This is a genomic window from Flavobacterium sp. C3NV, assembly GCF_046825355.2.
GTDB lineage: Bacteria > Bacteroidota > Bacteroidia > Flavobacteriales > Flavobacteriaceae > Flavobacterium.
Map to the genome: position 1 here is coordinate 210,365 of NZ_JBKQBJ020000006.1, position 19,457 is coordinate 229,821.

The window sequence follows — 19,457 nt, forward strand, 5'->3', positions numbered from 1 at the left end:
AAAAATTAATTCCAACGATTATTGTTAAACTGATTTTTTTTCCAGTACCACATAATTAAAAACCCAGTTATAGCTCCTCCAACGTGTGCAAAATGTGCTATTCCTGTGCCTCCGCTTCCAAACAAAGAACTTCCTCTAAATCCTAAAAACAAATCAACAGCCAAAATTCCCGGCACAAAATACTTAGCCTTAATAGGAACGGGAATAAACATAAGCGCTAACTCAGCATTAGGAAACATAAAAGCAAAAGCCGTAAGCAAACCGTAAATAGCTCCGGAAGCTCCTACAACCGTACCAATATAAGAATCTGTAAAACTTGAAAACTGCGAAACAGAAACTAAATCCTGCCATCTTGTATCGATTTTACCTTCGCTTAAAAGCTTCATAACATCTGCTTTCTGATATCCGTTAGCCATTAAAACATTCATAGTGTCCTGAAAAGAATAATAATTTACTGCTGTATGTAGTAACGCGGCACCTAAACCACATGAAATATAGAAAAATAAAAATTTCTTACCTCCCCAAAAATGTTCTAATGCAGAACCAAACGAAACCATTGCAATCATATTGAAAGCAATATGCATAATACCGCCATGCATAAACATGTGCGTTATAGGCTGCCATGCTCTGAAATTTGGATTTTCAGGAAAAAACATAGCAAAATATTCATAAGAAACCGGCACTAATTGAGAACCAATAAAAAAGATAATATTAATTATCAATAATTGTTTTACAACGGGAGTCATATTCATCATAAGGCAAACTTTTTATCTATATCTTCCACACGCATGGTGATGAAAGTTGGTTTTTGAAAAGGTGAAATATTTGGATCTTTACAGGCAAACAAACCGTTTACCAGATTATCTTGTTCTTTTTCGGTTAAGTAAGATCCTGTTTTAACCGCTAAACTTTTGGCCATCGATTTGGCAATTGTATCATTCTGGCTATAACTGCTGGCCGGGATTCCGTCTTGTAAATCGCTCAATAATTGTTCAATTACAAGAGAAACTTCACTTTCGGTAATATTTACCGGAATTCCCGAAATTACAATATGATCGGTCTGCGCTTCTTCAAAAACAAAACCGGTGGTTTCTAATGAAGGTTTTAATTCTTCGATTAATGTCATTTCATCAGAAGAGTAAAACAAATTCAACGGAAACAGTAATTGCTGACTCGAAGCCTGATTTACGGTCATATTAAGCAAAAATTGTTCGTATAAGATACGTTGATGCGCACGTTGCTGATCAACGATTACCATTCCGGATTTTATAGGCGAAACAATGTATTTTTTATGAATTTGATACGTTCCCTGACTTGCCTGCTCAATTTCATTATCATTAAACAAGGACGAAGTTACTTCTTCATTTTCGAATGTAAAAGGCGAACTTTCTATTGTATCGGTTTCCAGACCTACATATAAACTTTCCCACGTTGCCGTTGGTTCTACTCTTTTATTATATCCCGAATATGAATTTGATCCTGAACCAGATCCGGATCCTGAACTAAAACTTGATCCAGATCCTGAACTAAAACTAGAACTTGAACTTGAACCCGATTTAGCATAATGCTGATTGGTTTTATCATCTGTAAACGGATTAAAAGTTCCGTCGACCTGAATTGTTGGCGTTTCTGCCTCTAAATCTTTATAATGATAGGGTGTATCTAAATTGGCATCCCGATCAAAATCAAGAACAGGCGCAACATTAAATTGCCCTAAACTATGCTTGATCGAAGCTCTTAAAATAGCATACAACGCTTGTTCATCATCGAACTTAATTTCTGTTTTAGTAGGATGAATGTTGATATCGATCGTGTTTGGCGGAACTTGCAAAAACAAGAAATAACTTGGCTGTGAACCATCTTTCAAAAGTCCGTCATAAGCCGCCATTACCGCATGATGCAAATAACCGCTCTTTATGAAACGATCGTTTACAAAAAAGAACTGTTCTCCCCTGCTTTTCTTGGCAAATTCGGGTTTGCAAACAAATCCCTGAACATTGATAATTTCTGTATCTTCATTAACAGGCACCAATTTTTCATTGGTTTTACCTGACATAATCCCAACGATACGCTGACGATAACCTGCAGCAGGCAAATTGTACATTTCGCTGCCGTTATGATAAAATGTAAAATGAATATTAGGATGTGCCAAAGCTACACGCTGAAATTCATCCATAACATGCCGAAATTCAACTATATCAGATTTTAAGAAATTGCGTCGGGCAGGAATATTAAAAAATAAATTTTTAACAGCAAATGAGGTTCCTTTTGGCAAAACGGCAACTTCCTGCGAAACAAATTTACTTCCTTCAATAACAATATGAGTTCCCAGTTCGTCCTGATCTTGTTTGGTTTTCATTTCCATGTGCGCGATTGCCGCAATAGAAGCCAATGCTTCTCCACGAAAACCTTTTGTACATAGTGAAAACAAATCCTCAGCCTGGCGTATTTTAGAAGTAGCGTGACGCTCAAAACACAAACGCGCATCGGTCACACTCATTCCTGAACCATTATCAATTACCTGAACTAATGATTTTCCGGCATCTTTAATAATCAATTTAATGTCGGTTGCCTTAGCATCAACAGCATTTTCTAACAGCTCTTTTACGACTGAAGCAGGTCTTTGAACCACTTCTCCAGCGGCAATTTGGTTAGCAACGTGATCAGGAAGTAATTGAATGATACTCGACATTAAGAAAAAATAATTAAAAAGTTAAGGTTAAAATTTTTGAACCAAGAAGCACAAATTTAATGAATTTCTCTTGGCTTTTAGAATAAGTGCTGTCATAAAAAAAACAAAAAACCTGTACTATTTTACACAGCACAGGTTTTTAATATTTTAGAAGAAAAATATTGCTATTCTTTCTCGATTTTTATCGGCGTTTCTTCTATCTGAATTGCTCCTGAAGACAATAACGGCTGATGAAACGGGTGCGACATCGAAGCTTGCTGGCGGATATAAGCCATTTTGATTGCAGCAATTGCAGCTTCAGTACCTTTGTTTCCGTGAATTCCTCCACTTCTATCGATTGACTGCTGCATATTGTTGTCTGTCAAAACGCAAAAAATAACCGGAATATCAGTTTGAACATTCAAATCTTTAATTCCCTGTGTTACACCTTCGCATACAAAATCAAAATGTTTCGTTTGCCCCTGGATTACGCATCCAATTACAATAACTGCATCTACATTTTGTGTCTGCAACATTTTCTTTGCACCATAAATCAGCTCAAAACTTCCCGGAACATTCCAGCGGATAATTTGTTGAGCCGGAACTTCATTATCAATTAATGCTTCAAAAGCACCATTATAAAGCCCTTCGGTTATAGTTTCATTCCACTCAGAAACAACAATCCCAAATCGAAAATCTTTCGCATTTGGGATCGTGTTTTTATCGTATTCTGATAAATTTTTATTTTCGGTAGCCATCTTTTATATTTAAGATTTTAGATTTTTTAATTTCAGATTGTAAAAATACAAATCTAAACTCTAAAATCTAAACTCTGCCATAATATTATTGCGCTAATCCAATCAACACATCTACAGAAGCTGCTTCTGGAGTTGCATCGTAGTTTTCTTTAATATCTGTTAAATATTTCAAAGCATCTTCTTTTTGACCTAAAGCCAAAGCCGTCTTACCAGCTTTTAATAAGAAACGAGGCGTTGTAAAATCGTTTTTGTTAGATTCAGCTGCTTTTACGTAATAGTCTAAAGCTTCTTTTTGTTGGTTTTTTTGAGAATAAGCATCTCCAATTCCACCAATTGCCAATGCATTAACGATAGCTTCTTTAGATTTAAAGTTACCTAAATATTTAATAGCGTCATCAAATTTACCTGTATTCAAATATGCCATACCAGCATAATAGTTTGCTAAATTTCCAGCATCAGTTCCAGAATATTCTTCAGCAATTTTTACGAATCCAAATTTACCTTCGGAACCGTTCAAAGCCAATTTGTATAATGAATCACTTGCTACACCATTTGTCGCTTTATCAAAATTTTGCTGAGCAACAAACATTTCGCTTGCAGCTTCGTCTTGTTTAGGAGCTTCGATGAATTTTTGGTAAGCCAAATATCCAATAGTAGCAACAGCAATACCGGCAACTAAACCAATAATGATTTTTTGATTTTTAGCAACCCAATCCTCAGTTTTTGAAGCAGTTTCATCCAGTTTAGAAAAAACGTCGGCTGTAGTACTGTTTTTTCCATCAAGAATTACTTGTTGTTCTTCATTCACAACCTCCTCTTTAACTTCCTTTTCCTTTGGTGCTTTATATCCTCTTTTATTGTAAGTAGCCATTTAAAATTAATTTAGTGAACGGCAAAAATAAAATTTTTATTGAAACTAACGTAAAAAAAAGCAAATTTATATCTATTTAAAAAAAATAATTCACTAAACAGCCAATTCTTACTCTTTAATCCCGAAATAATTCACCCCAAAATCCGCTAAAAGCCTAACTATTTGGATCTTTTTAGCCATTTGCATCTGACTATTTTCTACTTAACAAAAGTTTTCAATACCATTAAAAGTAATTTTTAACCACAGATTTCACAGATTGTAACAGATTACGCTTTTATTCAATTAAATTTGCAGAACAAAATCCTTTTTAATCTTTTATCCCGAGAGTTATCCGGAGCTGTAGAAAAAACCTAATCTGCAGGAGAAGTCATAAATGGGAAATGCCAACTTTTATCATTACAGTTTCGAAAAAAATGTATTTAAACAAAATTTCTTTATTCAATTATAAAAATTTCTCCGAAGTCAGTTTTGATTTTGACCGCAAGATCAATTGTTTTGTGGGCAAAAACGGAATTGGGAAAACAAATGTACTGGATGCTATTTATCATTTGGCTTACGGAAAAAGTTATTTTAATCCGTTGGCCGTGCAAAACATCAAACACGGAGAAGAGTTTTTTGTAATTGATGCCGAACTGGAAAAGAATGACAGAAAAGAACAAATTGTTTGCAGTTTAAAAAAAGGGCAAAAGAAAATTTTAAAACGCAACGGAAAAGCTTACGATAAATTCTCCGATCATATTGGGTTCATTCCGTTAGTAATAATTTCTCCGGCAGATCGCGATTTAATTATTGAAGGAAGCGAAACACGCCGTAAATTTATGGACAGCGTAATCTCGCAATTAGACTCCACTTACCTGCATCAGCTTATTCAATATCAAAAAGTAATTGTACAACGAAATGCATTATTGAAGTATTTCGCCCTGAATCATACTTTCGATAATGATACCTTATCTATATATAATGAACAACTGAATAGTTTTGGACAATCGATTTTTGAAAAAAGAAAAGATTTCCTTGAACAATTTATACCTATATTTAATGTACATCATCAGGCCATAACCGGATCTGAAGAAACGGTGCAACTCGTTTACGAAAGTCATTTGTTCGAAAAAGACTTACTAACGCTTTTACAGGAAAATATCAACAGAGATCGTGCACTGCATTACACGAGCGTAGGAATTCACAAAGACGACTTATCTTTTGAGATCGACTCGCATCCTATAAAAAAATTCGGATCGCAAGGCCAGCAAAAATCATTTTTGATCGCTTTGAAGTTGGCTCAGTTTGAATTTCTAAAAAAACAAAGCGGCGTAAAACCGTTATTACTTTTTGATGATATTTTTGATAAGCTTGATGAAACCCGGGTTGGTAAAATTATCGAAATGGTAAACAGCGAGACTTTTGGTCAGCTCTTTATTTCAGATACACATCCTGAACGTACCGAAACTATTGTAAAATCGACACATCAGAGTTATAAGATTTTTAATTTGTGAGAAGTTTTTTGCCACGAATTTCACGAATTAACGCTAATTATTTTCTTATTTAAATTTTAAAATCAATCTAAAATAGATAAGTTTTGTGAAATTCATTTTTCAGAAAAACTAATTTGTGCTAATTCGTGAAATTCGTGGCGAAAATATAAATTGAAAAATCATTACTTTAGCGATACCATTTTTAAAATTTAATCCCATGAAATTCCCCAAAATTTTATTGCTAATAGTTTCAATTGTATTCATTTCCTGCAACGATAAAAAATCAAGCTCTTTTGAATCACTGCATCCAAAAGAATTTGCAGAAAAAATTAAAACAACCGATCATCCACAAATTTTAGACGTTCGAACTCCTGACGAATTCGAATCGGAACATATCGACAATGCCAAAAACGTAAACTGGAATAGTGATGATTTCGAAGCAAAAGCAGCATCTTACGACAAATCGAAACCTGTTTTTGTCTATTGCCTAAGCGGAGGAAGAAGCAAAAAAGCAGCTACAAAACTAAAAGAATTAGGTTTTGATACCGTTTACGAATTAAATGGCGGTTTCCTGAACTGGAACGAAGAAGGATTTGGAATTCCCGCAGCGGCAGAAGCCGGAATGTCTATGAATGATTTTAATGATTTATTAAATTCAGACAAAAAGGTTTTGGTCGATTTTTATGCTGTTTGGTGCGGACCATGCAAGCAAATGGAACCGTTTCTTTTACAAATGCAAAAAGACATGGCAGATAAAGTAAAGATTATTAGAATTGATGTTGATAAAAATAAAACATTGGCAACTCAGCTAAAAATTGACCAATTACCAACAATTGTATTATACGAAAACAAAGCTGTACAATGGAAAACTACAGGTTTTATCAGTGAAGAAGACTTAAAAAAACAACTGCAATAAAATAAAGAATATGCTAACGAAAGAATCATTGCAATTTTTAGACGATTTAAAAAAGAACAACAATAGAGATTGGTTTCAGGATAACAAAAAGAGATATGAGATTTTCAAAAAAGATTACCACCAGTTAGTAAGTGATTTTCTTGACGTAATGAAACCTCTTGATCCGTCATTAGAATTGCTCGAAGTTAAAAATTGCACCTTCAGAATCAATCGCGACATTCGATTCTCTAAAGACAAATCGCCGTATAAAGCCCATTTAGGAGTTTGGATGTCTACCGGCGTTAAAGGAGCTAATCGCGCCGGATATTATGTACATATTGAAAAAGGCGCCAGTTTTATCGCCGGCGGATTTTATTCGCCAGAAGCGGAAGACTTAAAAAAAGTACGTAAAGAAATTGCGTTTTTTCATGAAGATCTGGAAGCTATTATTGCCGATAAAAACTTTAAGAAAGAGTTTGGACGTTTGGATGTAAATGAAACCAATTCGCTTAAAAATCCTCCACGAGGTTACGAAAAAGATCATCCTGCAATTGAGTTTTTAAAGTTGAAAAGCTTTACAGCTACTCAAAAATATGATTTTGCTGAAGTCACTCAAAAAGACTTTGTTGCCAAAATGAGCAAAAAACTAATTGCTTTAAAACCTTTAAACGAATTCATCAATCGCGCCTTAGAGACGGATGAATTTTAAAAAATTAGATCTATTTTTGCCACAGATTTCACAGATTAACACAGATTAGTAAAGAAATCTTTTAAATCCTTTAATCTGTGGCAAAAAAATCATCGCATGAAAAAAAGAAAAATACTTTTTCTGGGAGAATCTTATCGTGCGGATGCGATTACGTGGATGAATGGTTTGAAAGAATTTGGCGATTTTGAAATTTGCACCTGGGAACTTCAAACACCCAACAATTCAAAACTCAACCGATTCAAACGTATTTTAGAATATGTCTTTTCTCCTATTTCAATTCGAAAAACAATCCGTCGAGAAAAACCGGATATGATTATTGCAGAGAGAACAACCAGTTACGGTTTTCTGGCTGCGATTTCAGGAATGCATCCTATCGCAATTGCACAACAAGGCCGAACAGATTTATGGCCGGAAGGCTCGGTTTTATTACCCTTAAAAAAAATCATTCAGAAACACGCTTTCAAAAAAGCCGATTTAATTCATGCCTGGGGTCCGGTCATGACTATTTCGATGAAAGCAATTGGTGTTGACATGAATAAAGTTTTGGTTATTCCAAAAGGAATTGATTTATCACTTTTTTCTCCTTCAACGAACCATTCAAATAAAATTGAAGCGATTGTAACACGATCTTTACAACCAGAATATCGCCATGATTCGATTTTGAAATCATTTGCAATTTTAAACCAAAAAGGGATTGATTTTTCGCTGACAATTGTTGGCGACGGAACACGATTGCAGTTTCTAAAAGACTTGGCAAAAGAGCTTCAAATCGAAAGCAAGGTAATTTTTACAGGAAGAATTCCAAATACTGAACTTCCTAAATTATTACAACAATCGAATATTTATATCAGCATGCCAATTACCGAAGGAGTTTCGGCGTCTTTATTCGAGGCAATGGCTTGTAATTGTTATCCTGTAGTTTCAGACATTCCCGGAAATCAAAGCTGGATCAAGCATCGCAAAAACGGACAATTGATTGAAATTGATAATATCGAAATGCTGGCCGAAGAACTAATTTGGTCTTTTGAAAATGCTGAATCCCGAAATAATGCTATTATTCAGAACAGAAAATTTGTAGAGCAAAATGCGAATTATGATACTAATATGAAGATTATTGCGGATAAATATCATGAATTGCTGGATTCTTGTGCTTAGTTTAACCGCAAAGAACGCAAGATTTTTACCTCCCAAACTTTTTTAAAAATACAAAGTTCGCAAAGCTTTGTATTGATAAAACGTTGCTAACTTTGCGAATTTTTGCTATAAAAAATTTCATTCGATAACGCGAGGATAAGCCAAAGAAACTTTCTTTTTGAAATCATCATAAATCACAAAGTGGAAATTACTATTTTCCTGAACAAGAATAACATCACCGTATTTTTCTTTTTTTGAAAAGACAACTTTACACTTAAAAAAATCAATCAGCTTTCTATTATCAATACAATCTTTTATGATATCTTCCTGATCTTTTCCTTTCGTATTATTCCAGACAAAATCATACGATCTCCAATCAAAAGAATCCATTAACTCATTATATAAAATTTTATTATTATCATCTTCTAAAACTCCATTGCTTTTAATTAACCGAACTGAATCTGAATCTTTATAAATATAAAAAATCCCTAAATCTCTATTTAATTCTGTTTCCGATTTTAAATTGCCCCCACAAAAACCACTAAAATGAATATCTTCTAAGATAAAACGAATATGCACTTCATCAATAAATATAAATCTTCCCGAGGTGTTTTTAAAACAATCATTACCACATTTAGCTGAATATCCACTTGAGAATGTCCCATCTAAATTTAAAGTCAAACTATTTCCCAATGAAAACTCTTTTTGCTTGATCATAGAATATTCATCAACATCATTAAGTCCTATTAAATTACCAATTTTCCAATTTCCATATATGTTCATCTGAGCAATAACTAATGTTGGAAGAAAGGAAAAAACTAAAATTAATACCAACTTATTAAGAACTGATTTAATGTTTTCTCTTCGAGATATCATTTTTGATTCTACCATTATTACATTTTAAAAATTAAAGTTAAACCTATAAATTGCATTGCAAAACCTAACATCCTACGGTTGTAAAAACTCCAACTGGTTTGATGATCTTTTTTTCTTCGGATGCCGGTTTTGATAAATATAGCGTTGGCCTTGAAACATTATAATGATTTGAGGTATCAATAATTAAATCTAATTTTCCATCTCCGTCGATATCGCCTGCAAATACTATTTCTATAAACCTTTCATCAATGTTTTTTTTCGCAACTAAAAGTGTCTTAGTTTCTTTGCCATTTTCATAAGCTCTTAAATAAAGGCTATAATCAGAAACCTCAATCCATTCTGAATCGACTCTTTCTTTTCTTTTTTTCACAAATGCAAATAAAGTATATTCAATGTTTTTATAATTAAACTCAAAATCCTCATTATCAGCAAGATTTGCAGGCACTTTTATATTCCATACTTCTCTATTACTCAAATATGGCTTTTTTTCAATTAGAACAATACAAGTATCTTTTATTGATGTTGTAATTTCCCAACCCGTTTTGTCTTCTTCGTTTTCATCTACAATAGGATCATTTACAGACTTTATAAATACCTGGGTTTGAGAAAGAGTATAAACATTATCTTTTTTAAAGAGACCAAACCAAACTTTCTTGTCGAAATTCTGTTCAACCTCATCGTTATGAAATACTTCTGTTCGAAGAATTTTAACCTGTAACGTACTATCAACAGGAAAAGAAAAATCATCAACTTCATTATTAACTTTTACAATTGCAGCTTTATCAGAGGTTTTATTACTTTCAAACTTCTTAATTGCAGTATCGGTTTTCTTTTTGTCACAACTTAAAACTTGAAAAATCACGACTAAAAAAACTAATAATTTACAAAATTGTTTCATACATATATTTTTGAGATACAGAGAACCAAACATACAAAAGATAGAACACAAACTTTAATTCAAATTAAAAATTTTATTAAGAAAAACCAACATGTAACTTTTCTTCAATTGCAACGACATATTGTTGAATCGTTTAATTTAATAAAAAAGAGATGAGTAATAGAAGAAACTGGTTAAAACAAATAGGTTTAGGTGCGGTAGGATTAGGTTTTTGCCAATTTGAAGCATTTGCAAATCCATCCAAAGAATATCTTTTACCAAATTTCGATAAATCTCCCATCTTATTACGATCAAACGAAAATCCTTATGGCCCTTCTCCCTTAGCCAGAATTGCTATGACCAAAAGTATCAATAACAGCAATCGATACGCCTGGAATATTTATCCTGAATTAATTACCGCTATTGCAAAAAAGAACAATGTCTTAGATAATAACATTCTGCTTGGTGCCGGCTCAACAGAAATTTTAGATTTAGTTCTTCAATACAGTTCTTTAAATAAAGGTAATTTTATAATCGCCGAAAATACATTTGACTACTGGACATCTCCATCTGAAAAATTAGGAATAAAAAAAATCGCTGTTCCGTTAACTAAAGACAAAAAACATGATTTAACAGCCATGTTACAAGCAATTGATTCAGATACAAAAATGATCTATATCTGCAATCCTAACAATCCGACAGGAACAATATGTGATAGAGAAAAATTAGTATCTTTTGTAAAAGAGGCTACCAAAAAAGCGATTGTCTTTGTCGATGAAGCCTATATCGATTTTACAAAAGAACAATCATTAAGTGATCTGGTTATTGACAACAAAAATTTAATTATAACCAAAACTTTCTCCAAAATGTATGGTTTAGCTGGTGCAAGAGTAGGTTATGCTATTGCAAATGCTACGACAATTGATTCACTCAATATTTTAAAATCATCTCCTGGCTTATCAATTAGCAAGGTATCTACAGTCGCCGCAATCGCTTCATTAAATGATGAAAAATTCATTCAGGAAGTATATGCAAAAAATGAAGAGGCTAAGAAATATACCATTGACCAACTTACACAACTCAACTTAACATGTATTCCTTCCTATTCTAACTTTATTTATTTCTCGCTGGAGAATTATAAAAAGGATTTCTTTAAACAATTAGAACTCAATAATATTATAGGAACCAAAATCTATGAAGAAAATGGAAAATGGAGCAGAATTACTATTGGAACAATGAAAGAAATGCAGCAATTTATTGAAGCTATAAAATAAAACTTCACAAAAACCAATTGATCCTCTCTCACGCATAATTTTAATCATTTAATTGTCTGTTATTTTATAGAAAACCAACCCAAATAAATAATAATCCTTACTTTTGAACTCAGAAATATTCCGACGTTTCGGGACAAAAAAAGCCTTTTATTTATGGAAATTCAATCCAATTTTTCTTTAAAAAACCACAATACTTTTGGTATCGAAGCCAGAGCCAAACAATTTGTTGCCGTTCATTCAGTTGATGAATTGAAAACCATTTTAGAAGAAAACAAAAACGCGAAAAAATTTATTTTAGGCGGCGGAAGTAATATGCTTTTAACCAAAGATATTGAGGCTTTGGTCATTCATATAGATTTAAAAGGCAAGAAAATCATCAAGGAAGATGACGATTTTGTCTGGGTCGAAAGTCAGGCTGGAGAAACATGGCACGATTTCGTTCTTTATACCATCGATAACAATTTTGGAGGTTTAGAAAACATGTCTCTGATTCCCGGAAATGTAGGCACAACGCCAGTTCAGAATATTGGTGCTTACGGAACCGAAATAAAAGACACTTTTGTTTCTTGCGAAGCCATGAATATTGAAACTCAGGAAATAAAAACTTTCACCAATGCCGAATGTAATTTTGGCTACAGAGAAAGCATCTTCAAAAATGAAGTTAAAGATCAATATATTATCACTTCGGTAATTTATAAACTCACAAAACGCAATCACAAAATCAATACTTCGTACGGAGACATTACGGCTGAATTGGCTAAAAACAATGTGACAACTCCAACTTTAAAAGACGTGAGTAATGCTGTAATTTCCATCAGACAAAGCAAATTACCGGATCCTAAAGAACTGGGAAACAGCGGAAGTTTCTTTAAAAATCCGATTTTATTAAAATCTGATTTCGAGAAAATCCATCAAAAGTTTCCTGAAATGAAATATTATGAAGTTTCAGAAACTGAGGTAAAAGTTCCGGCAGGGTGGTTAATAGAACAAGCAGGTTTTAAAGGAAAACGTTTTGGCGACGCCGGAGTTCATAAAAATCAGGCTTTGGTTTTGGTAAATTACGGAAACGCAACCGGACAGGAAATTTTAGCCGTTTCGAGAGATGTTCAAAAAACTGTTTTCGAAAAGTTTGGAATTCATATTGAAGCGGAAGTTAATGTGATTTAAGAACACGAATTGACTAATTTTTACTAATCACAATATTGTCAGACTGAGCGAAGTCGAAGTCCTTTATATCAACGAAGCATCTCTTCCGAAGTTTCGGAACGCTCGATGTGACAAATCTAAAAAACTCATTTTCTTCAAATAAGATGATACAAAGTATTTCTATAAAAATAGTAAATCCGAACGACGAAAAAGTTTTGGCAATTACAGAAGAATTATCAGAAAATCTTTACCTTCGTTTTGGAAGTGATGGAAAAAATTCTTTTCAGGATTGGGAGAATGAAAATTCAAAATTTGTATTTGTTGTAGCTGAAATTAATTCTGAAATTGTGGGTTGTGGCGCTATCAGGCCAATTGATCAAAATATCGGAGAAGTAAAACGAATGTATGCCAAATATCCGGGAAAGAAAATTGGACAAACGATTTTAGGTTTTTTAGAAAACGAAGCTGTAAATCTTGGTTATACCAATTTGGTTTTAGAAACACGAGTAAAAAATGAAAGCGCCGTTCAGTTTTATCAAAAACAAGGATACAAAGTAATTCCGAATTACGGAAAATATACAGATCGACCGGAAGCCATTTGCCTGGGAAAATCTCTAAATCAAAATTCATAAAAATGTATACTCCTAAAATATACAAAGACGAAGATCCGGAATCGATCAGAACCTTTCTGAAAGAAAATAGTTTTGGCATTCTCATCAATCAAACTAAGGGGAAATTATGCGCTACGCATATTCCGATAGAACTTGAAGTTACCGCTGACGGAAAAGAAATTTTACAAGGACATATTTCTAAATTAAACCCGCAAGCAGAAGGTTTTGCCGAGAACGATCAGGTTTTGGCTATTTTTACAGGTCCGCACAGTTACATTTCGTCTTCCTGGTACGATCACGAAAATGTACCTACATGGAATTATATAGCCGTACATGTTTATGGCCGAATTAAAATTGTAGACGAAAACACGACAATAGAGCAGCTTAAAAAATTGGTTGATAAATATGAAGCGGGTTCTGAGAATCCGGTTCGTGTTGAAGATTTATCAACAAAAACAATGCGCGAAGCGAGAGGAATATTTGGTTTTGAAATTGAAATTGATGAAATTCAGGCCACCAAAAAACTGTCTCAAAACCGCAACGACCACAATTATAAAAACATTATTACGGAATTAGAAAAAACTGAAAACCCTCAGGCTATTGCTGTTGCAAAAGAAATGTCAAAATGCCGAAAGTAAATTGGCTTTAGCCATTGAAATCTAGGAATTCATAAGTACATTTGCACGCGCAAGATTCAGAAATTAAAAGACATTAAAATCAGATGCTTATAACTTTATTTTACTTCTTTATTGCTATTGTTGTTATCCAGGTTTTCTACTACTTAGGGATTTTTGGAAAGTTTGCTTTTGCCAAACCACAAGATATTACATCAAAAAAATTACCTGTTTCGGTAATTGTTTGTGCTAAAAATGAAGAAGAAAACGTAAAAAAGTTTATTCCGTTATTGGCAGAACAAGATTATCCTGATTTCGAAATTGTTTTAATAGACGATGCTTCAAGCGACGAAACCTTAGAAGTTTTTGAGCAATTCGAACAACAATATCCTAACATTCGTTTAGTAAAAGTGCAAAATAACGAAGCTTTTTGGGGTAATAAAAAATATGCTTTAACCTTAGGAATCAAAGCTTCTAAAAAAGAATACTTATTATTTACTGATGCAGATTGCTATCCAACTTCAAAAAACTGGATTACGGCAATGACTTCTCAATTTACCATGAATAAAACGATTGTTTTAGGATATGGAGGCTATGAGAAAGTTGAGCGTTCTTTATTGAATAAAATCATTCGTTTTGAAACTGTTTTAACGGCAGTACAATATTTTTCATGGGCAAAATTAGGACTTCCATATATGGGAGTTGGCCGTAATTTAGCTTATAAAAAAGAAGAGTTTTTTAATGTAAATGGTTTTATAGAGCACATTCAGATTCGTTCAGGCGACGATGACTTGTTTATCAATCAGGCTGCAAATAAAAATAATACGACTATATCTTACACTCCGGAAAGTTTCACCTACTCGAAACCAAAAAAAACTTACAGAGAATGGTTTACTCAAAAAAGAAGACACATTTCTACTGCCGAGCATTATAAGTTTTTCGACAAAATGCAATTGGCTTTGTTTTTTATATCACAATTATTCTTCTTTATCTTAGTTATAGTATTATTAGCTTTCCAATTTCAATGGATTGCAGTACTGGCTATTTTAGCAACACGTTATACCGTGGCATGGACTGTAATTGGATTTTCTGCTGGAAAATTAAAAGAAAATGATATTAAAGTTTGGTTTCCTATCGTAGAAATCATGCTTATATTCACACAAATTAATATCTTTATAACTAATATCTTTTCAAAACCTGTATATTGGAAATAAATTCTAAAATAGAAAAAGCAAAAAAGGGCGATCAAATCGCCTTTACTTTTTTATTAGATTATTTCTGGAACGAAGTGTACGGCTTTATGCTAAAGCGTACGGAAAACGAAACTACTGCCGAAGATATCACTATTGAAACCTTCTCTAAAGCTTTTGACAAAATAGGTTCTTACAACCCTGAATTTCAATTCAACACCTGGTTAATTGCTATTGCAAAAAATGTATATATTGATTTATTGCGTAAAAAGAAAACCAATCTTTTTATAGAAATCACTGATAACGAAGACCAACAGGCTTACAATATTGCCGACCCTACTCCATCAGCCGAAGATGCTTTAATTAAAGAGCAAAATCTTTCCCGCCTGCTACAATGCATCAAAGAACTGAAACCACATTATCAGGAAGTAATCCAGCTGCGTTATTTTCAGGAAATGACTTATCAGGAAATCGCACTTAAAATCGATGAGCCTTTAAGCAATGTAAAAGTAAAATTACTTCGTGCTAAAAAATTATTGGCAGAAATTATCGAACGTAATAGATAATTTATTATCTTTAGGTAAAGAATAAAATATAATTCACTTTATTCTTAAAAAAGTAAATTATCCACACATTAAAACAACAACGTTTCCGTTGTTTGCCAAACCCAAAACCTTATCGCTTATGATTTAAATGTTACTTAACCTTAAAATCCATAAATCATGTCTAAATCAAGTATCTACGAAACAAGCTGGACCAATCTTGTTTTCGAAAACAAAAACAAAGAGTACGGCGCGTATCAATTACGCCAAGAGAATTCAAAAACTACCATCTCAGCTCTATTTATGGGTTTGCTATTATTAGCGGCTTTGGGAAGTGTATCAGTATTAATTAACAAGTTCAAACCTTCTGTGGTAGAAACAGTACCATTTGATCCGGGGCCTGTAGTGGTAACCCCTTATGAAATGCACCCTGTTATTCCAAAAACAGAAGAGCCAGTAGTTCAACAACAACAAACTGCAGCGGCAGCGCCATCTACCAGCACGCAATTAACTCGTCCTGTTATTGTAACGCCAGATCAGGCTACTCCTGAAATTGCTACAAATGCAAATAATGTGACTGCTCCGGAAAATCCTGCAGGAACAGGAAGTGCTTTAAACGCAACACCAACAACTGGAGGCGGCGGTGGAGATACAGAAGTTGTATCAGTAGCACCAATAACCAACGAACCTGTACTTCCTGCGCTTTTAGACAAAATGCCGGAATTTCCAGGAGGAATGGCTAAGTTTTATACTTATGTAGGCAACAATTTCAACAGACCGGAACTGGATGCTGACAGAACTTTAAAAGTGTATGTTTCATTCGTAATCGAAAGAGACGGTTCTATTACCGATATCATGGTGAAAAATGATCCTGGTTACGGACTTGGAAAAGAAGCTATCAGAGTGCTAAAATCATTAAAAACAAAATGGATTCCCGGAGTATTAAACGGGAAAGCAGTTCGAACTGCCTATAACCTTCCGATTACTATAAAAACGGAAGCTCAATAATAAAAATAGAAAAGCAGAACTTAGGTTCTGCTTTTTTTATGACTTTAATTTAAAACTACATTTTAATTGAATCATTAAGAGATTAAGAAAAATTAAGCACAACTTTTTGACTTAATTTTTCTTAATCTCTTAATGGTAGAAAATCAATATTATTTTTAATTTTAATTACTTTTACATCACCTTTTAAAGGAAAATCAAATCTATCAAAATTAAAAACTAAAAAATGGGAATATTTTCAGCTATACTTGGCAACGCAGGTTCAGTAAGTCAGGAAGATTTAATTAAAAAATACGGACAACTTTTGACTGATAACGAGGAAATCGAAATGGGTTTTAAACTTATTCGTGATACTTTTATCTTTACCAACAAAAGATTAATCCTGGTTGATGTACAAGGAATTACAGGCAGCAAAACAGAATACAAATCTATCGCCTACAAAAGCATCACTCGCTTTAGCGTAGAAACTGCCGGAACTTTTGATCTTGATGCCGAATTGAAAATTTGGGTTTCAAGCGAGCTAAACCCAAGTATTGTAAAGCAATTTAATAAATCTGTAAATGTGTACGATGTACAAAAAGTACTGGCTTTTCACGTTTTAGGTTAATCTTAAAATAAAAACCCGATAAATTTCTGAGAAACTTATCGGGTTTTATTTTTCTATCAGAAATTATTATTTCTTTTTAGTAGTTGTTTTTTTCGTAGTTGTAGCTTTTTTGGCTGTCGTTTTCGTAGCTACAGGCGCAGTATTTACAATTTTTTGTTGCACATACGGCTTATATAAACCGTCTTTTTCGGCTCTTTTTTTAGCATCTTCGGCTCTTTGTTGTGAATCCGGATGCGAACTCATCATCTGATCAATAAATGACGCTTGCGATCCTTCGCTCATCTTAGCCAGAATTCTAAAAGCAGATTCTTCGGCATTTACGTTATAACCATTCTTTTTCAGGAAATTATACGAGAACAAATCTGCTTCAGCTTCTTGTTTACGGCTAAATTTACTGTCGATTATCGCACTTCCTATTTTACCCAGCTGACTATCTGTAACACTTGCGATGGTCGCAGATTGTGAAGCCGCACCTTCTAGCAAAGCTTCTTTTCTGTAAGCCGCTTTTATCGCATCTCTTGAGTCATTATTGGCAACGTGACCAATTTCATGACCAATTACAGCAAGAAGTTCATTATCATCCATAATATCCATTAAACCAGAATATACACGAACACTTCCGTCTGCAGTTGCAAAAGCATTAACCTCTTTTAATTTATACACTTTATAATTTAAGGTGTATCCGTCACCAGCAGTATATTTTCCAAATACTCTGTTCAATCTTAAAGTGTAAGGATCAGTTGCACTTGCAACTTCATTTTCAGTATCCATTTTATCTACTGCAGCTTTAGAAAGTGCAGCAGCATCGGCATTACTAAAAGTAAAACCCGTAACTCCTTTCTGAACAGCTCCAATGGCTTTTTCGCCAAAATTAATCTGCGCATTCATTTTGGTAAAACCAAAAACCGCAAATATTAGTCCTACTATTACAAATCTCTTTTTCATCTTTTTATAATTACAATTTAACAACAAATGTAAATAACAAAATACTATTTCATTTTAGACAAAGCTTATTTTTTTAACAATTAAAGATAAAAATTTAAAACGAATTTATAACATTTTATAAACTATCATTCTACTAAAAATAAAAAAACCGGTAAACTTTTGATCGTTTACCGGTTTTTCATTTTATAGAAAATTATTTCTTTTTTGCAGTTGTCTTTTTGGTGGTTGTTTTCGTTGCAGTTTTGGTTGTCGCTTTTGCAGGTGCCGTATTTACAATTTTTTGTTGTTCATAAGCTTTATACAAACCATCCTTTACAGCTCTTTTCTTAGCTTCATCAGCTCTTTTACCAGAATCAGGGTGAGAACTCATCATCTTCGTAAGAAAAGAAGAATCTGCGCCTTGACTTAAGTTTTGTAGAATTCTAAAAGCTGATTCGACTGCATTAACATCATAACCATTTTTTTTCATGAAATCATATGAGAATAAATCTGCCTGAGATTCTTGTTTTCTGCTATGTTTACTATCAATCATTGCATTTCCTAATGTTCCTAACTGAGACTTTGAAATAGTTTCAATTTTTCCTGACTGCGAAGAAGCCGCATCTAAGAGAGCTTCTTTTTTATAAGCAGCTTTTATCGCGTCTCTTGTATCGTGATTTACGACATGACCAATTTCATGACCAATAACGGCAAGCAACTCATTATCGTCCATAATATCCATCAAACCTGCAAACACACGAACGCTGCCGTCTGCTGCTGCAAAAGCATTAATGTCTTTTACTAAATAAACTTTATAATTTAAATTAACTCCTTCGCTTGAGGCGTGTTTTCCAAATAAACGATTTAATCGAATCGCGTAACCATCTGCCGCATCAGCAACAGGATTATTTGCATCCATTTCTACAATCGATTCTTTAGCAAGAGCTGCTGCATCTGCATCACTAAAAGTAAATCCCGAAACACCTTTTCCTAAAGCTCCCATAGCTTTATCTGAAAGAATTTGCGCATTCATAGTAGTACAACCAAAAGCAGCAAATAAAACTCCTAATAAAATAAATCTTTTTTTCATGTTTCTTACATTGTTAAATTAACAACAAAATTACTACATGATATTTTTTTTATTTTACTTCAAAAGTCAAATTTGTAATATATTAAGGTTGAATTTAAATTTTAAAAAGATAAATTAAATAACAAAATATTGATAATAATTATTAAAGAAAACCTTTAGAACATATTTAAAAACAAATAATTAATATTTGA

At 33.3% G+C, this 19,457-nt stretch carries 20 protein-coding genes; 12 read left to right on the plus strand and 8 right to left on the minus strand.

All coding sequences use genetic code 11. The annotated features are described in order from the left end of the window. Window positions 1–5: 5 nt before the first annotated feature. The 4 genes from ACIDC4_RS11155 to ACIDC4_RS11170 all read right to left on the minus strand — a co-directional run bounded on the left by ACIDC4_RS11155 (window position 6) and on the right by ACIDC4_RS11170 (window position 4,300). Window positions 6–755 carry a rhomboid family intramembrane serine protease gene (locus ACIDC4_RS11155; RefSeq protein ID WP_412045366.1) on the minus strand — a complete coding sequence of 250 codons (750 nt, stop codon included), beginning with the start codon at window positions 753–755 and terminating at the stop codon, window positions 6–8. After that, window positions 752–2,692, minus strand: a complete 1,941-nt coding sequence (gene mutL / locus ACIDC4_RS11160; RefSeq protein ID WP_412045365.1) for a DNA mismatch repair endonuclease MutL — start codon at window positions 2,690–2,692, stop codon at window positions 752–754. The genes ACIDC4_RS11155 and mutL overlap by 4 nt, the downstream gene beginning before the upstream one ends. Before the next feature lie 164 nt (window positions 2,693–2,856). Further along, entirely contained in the window at window positions 2,857–3,429 is a 573-nt protein-coding gene (gene ribH / locus ACIDC4_RS11165) for a 6,7-dimethyl-8-ribityllumazine synthase (RefSeq protein ID WP_412045364.1), read from the minus strand. A gap of 85 nt (window positions 3,430–3,514) precedes the next feature. Next, the gene (locus ACIDC4_RS11170) at window positions 3,515–4,300 is read right to left on the minus strand and encodes a tetratricopeptide repeat protein (protein WP_412045363.1); all 786 of its coding nucleotides are present in this window, start codon (window positions 4,298–4,300) and stop codon (window positions 3,515–3,517) included. A gap of 413 nt (window positions 4,301–4,713) precedes the next feature. Here ACIDC4_RS11170 and recF point away from each other — a divergent pair, with 413 nt between their 5' ends. The 4 genes from recF to ACIDC4_RS11190 all read left to right on the plus strand — a co-directional run bounded on the left by recF (window position 4,714) and on the right by ACIDC4_RS11190 (window position 8,531). Beyond that, entirely contained in the window at window positions 4,714–5,793 is a 1,080-nt protein-coding gene (gene recF / locus ACIDC4_RS11175; protein WP_412045362.1) for a DNA replication/repair protein RecF, read from the plus strand. Window positions 5,794–5,989: 196 nt separating this feature from the next. After that, window positions 5,990–6,688 (plus strand): thioredoxin domain-containing protein, encoded by a 699-nt coding sequence (locus ACIDC4_RS11180; RefSeq protein ID WP_412045361.1) that lies wholly within the window; start codon window positions 5,990–5,992, stop codon window positions 6,686–6,688. Between the two features lie 10 nt (window positions 6,689–6,698). Beyond that, window positions 6,699–7,376, plus strand: a complete 678-nt coding sequence (locus tag ACIDC4_RS11185; RefSeq protein ID WP_412045360.1) for a DUF2461 domain-containing protein — start codon at window positions 6,699–6,701, stop codon at window positions 7,374–7,376. Between the two features lie 96 nt (window positions 7,377–7,472). After that, entirely contained in the window at window positions 7,473–8,531 is a 1,059-nt protein-coding gene (locus ACIDC4_RS11190) for a glycosyltransferase (RefSeq protein ID WP_412045359.1), read from the plus strand. 117 nt (window positions 8,532–8,648) lie between these two features. Here the strand turns inward: ACIDC4_RS11190 and ACIDC4_RS11195 are convergent, their stop codons facing one another. Next, window positions 8,649–9,401: a hypothetical protein gene (locus ACIDC4_RS11195; protein ID WP_412045358.1), complete on the minus strand. Its 753-nt coding sequence runs from the start codon at window positions 9,399–9,401 to the stop codon at window positions 8,649–8,651. 49 nt (window positions 9,402–9,450) lie between these two features. After that, on the minus strand, window positions 9,451–10,284 hold the full coding sequence (locus ACIDC4_RS11200; RefSeq protein WP_412045357.1) for a hypothetical protein: 834 nt from the start codon (window positions 10,282–10,284) through the stop codon (window positions 9,451–9,453). 152 nt (window positions 10,285–10,436) lie between these two features. Between ACIDC4_RS11200 and hisC the strand changes: the two genes are divergently transcribed. The 8 genes from hisC to ACIDC4_RS11240 all read left to right on the plus strand — a co-directional run bounded on the left by hisC (window position 10,437) and on the right by ACIDC4_RS11240 (window position 17,252). Beyond that, on the plus strand, window positions 10,437–11,537 hold the full coding sequence (hisC, locus tag ACIDC4_RS11205; RefSeq protein ID WP_412045356.1) for a histidinol-phosphate transaminase: 1,101 nt from the start codon (window positions 10,437–10,439) through the stop codon (window positions 11,535–11,537). A gap of 153 nt (window positions 11,538–11,690) precedes the next feature. Then, the gene (murB, locus tag ACIDC4_RS11210; RefSeq protein ID WP_412045355.1) at window positions 11,691–12,704 is read left to right on the plus strand and encodes a UDP-N-acetylmuramate dehydrogenase; all 1,014 of its coding nucleotides are present in this window, start codon (window positions 11,691–11,693) and stop codon (window positions 12,702–12,704) included. 143 nt (window positions 12,705–12,847) lie between these two features. Continuing rightward, window positions 12,848–13,315: a GNAT family N-acetyltransferase gene (locus tag ACIDC4_RS11215; protein ID WP_412045354.1), complete on the plus strand. Its 468-nt coding sequence runs from the start codon at window positions 12,848–12,850 to the stop codon at window positions 13,313–13,315. A gap of 2 nt (window positions 13,316–13,317) precedes the next feature. After that, complete coding sequence (locus tag ACIDC4_RS11220; RefSeq protein ID WP_412045353.1) at window positions 13,318–13,932, plus strand: FMN-binding negative transcriptional regulator; 615 nt, start codon at window positions 13,318–13,320, stop codon at window positions 13,930–13,932. Window positions 13,933–14,015: 83 nt separating this feature from the next. Continuing rightward, window positions 14,016–15,122 (plus strand): glycosyltransferase, encoded by a 1,107-nt coding sequence (locus ACIDC4_RS11225; protein WP_412045352.1) that lies wholly within the window; start codon window positions 14,016–14,018, stop codon window positions 15,120–15,122. Further along, window positions 15,113–15,664, plus strand: coding sequence for an RNA polymerase sigma factor (locus tag ACIDC4_RS11230; protein WP_194616885.1), 552 nt, complete (start codon window positions 15,113–15,115; stop codon window positions 15,662–15,664). The genes ACIDC4_RS11225 and ACIDC4_RS11230 overlap by 10 nt, the downstream gene beginning before the upstream one ends. A gap of 156 nt (window positions 15,665–15,820) precedes the next feature. Next, window positions 15,821–16,648, plus strand: coding sequence for an energy transducer TonB (locus tag ACIDC4_RS11235; protein ID WP_412045351.1), 828 nt, complete (start codon window positions 15,821–15,823; stop codon window positions 16,646–16,648). Between the two features lie 223 nt (window positions 16,649–16,871). Next, on the plus strand, window positions 16,872–17,252 hold the full coding sequence (locus ACIDC4_RS11240; RefSeq protein ID WP_065450978.1) for a PH domain-containing protein: 381 nt from the start codon (window positions 16,872–16,874) through the stop codon (window positions 17,250–17,252). 66 nt (window positions 17,253–17,318) lie between these two features. On the opposite strand, the gene ACIDC4_RS11245 is transcribed toward ACIDC4_RS11240, so the two are convergent. Together ACIDC4_RS11245 and ACIDC4_RS11250 are read right to left on the minus strand one after the other, a co-directional pair. Beyond that, complete coding sequence (locus ACIDC4_RS11245) at window positions 17,319–18,197, minus strand: M48 family metalloprotease (RefSeq protein WP_412045350.1); 879 nt, start codon at window positions 18,195–18,197, stop codon at window positions 17,319–17,321. A 193-nt stretch (window positions 18,198–18,390) separates the two neighbouring features. Next, window positions 18,391–19,266, minus strand: coding sequence for a M48 family metalloprotease (locus ACIDC4_RS11250; RefSeq protein WP_412045349.1), 876 nt, complete (start codon window positions 19,264–19,266; stop codon window positions 18,391–18,393). Window positions 19,267–19,457: the final 191 nt, after the last annotated feature.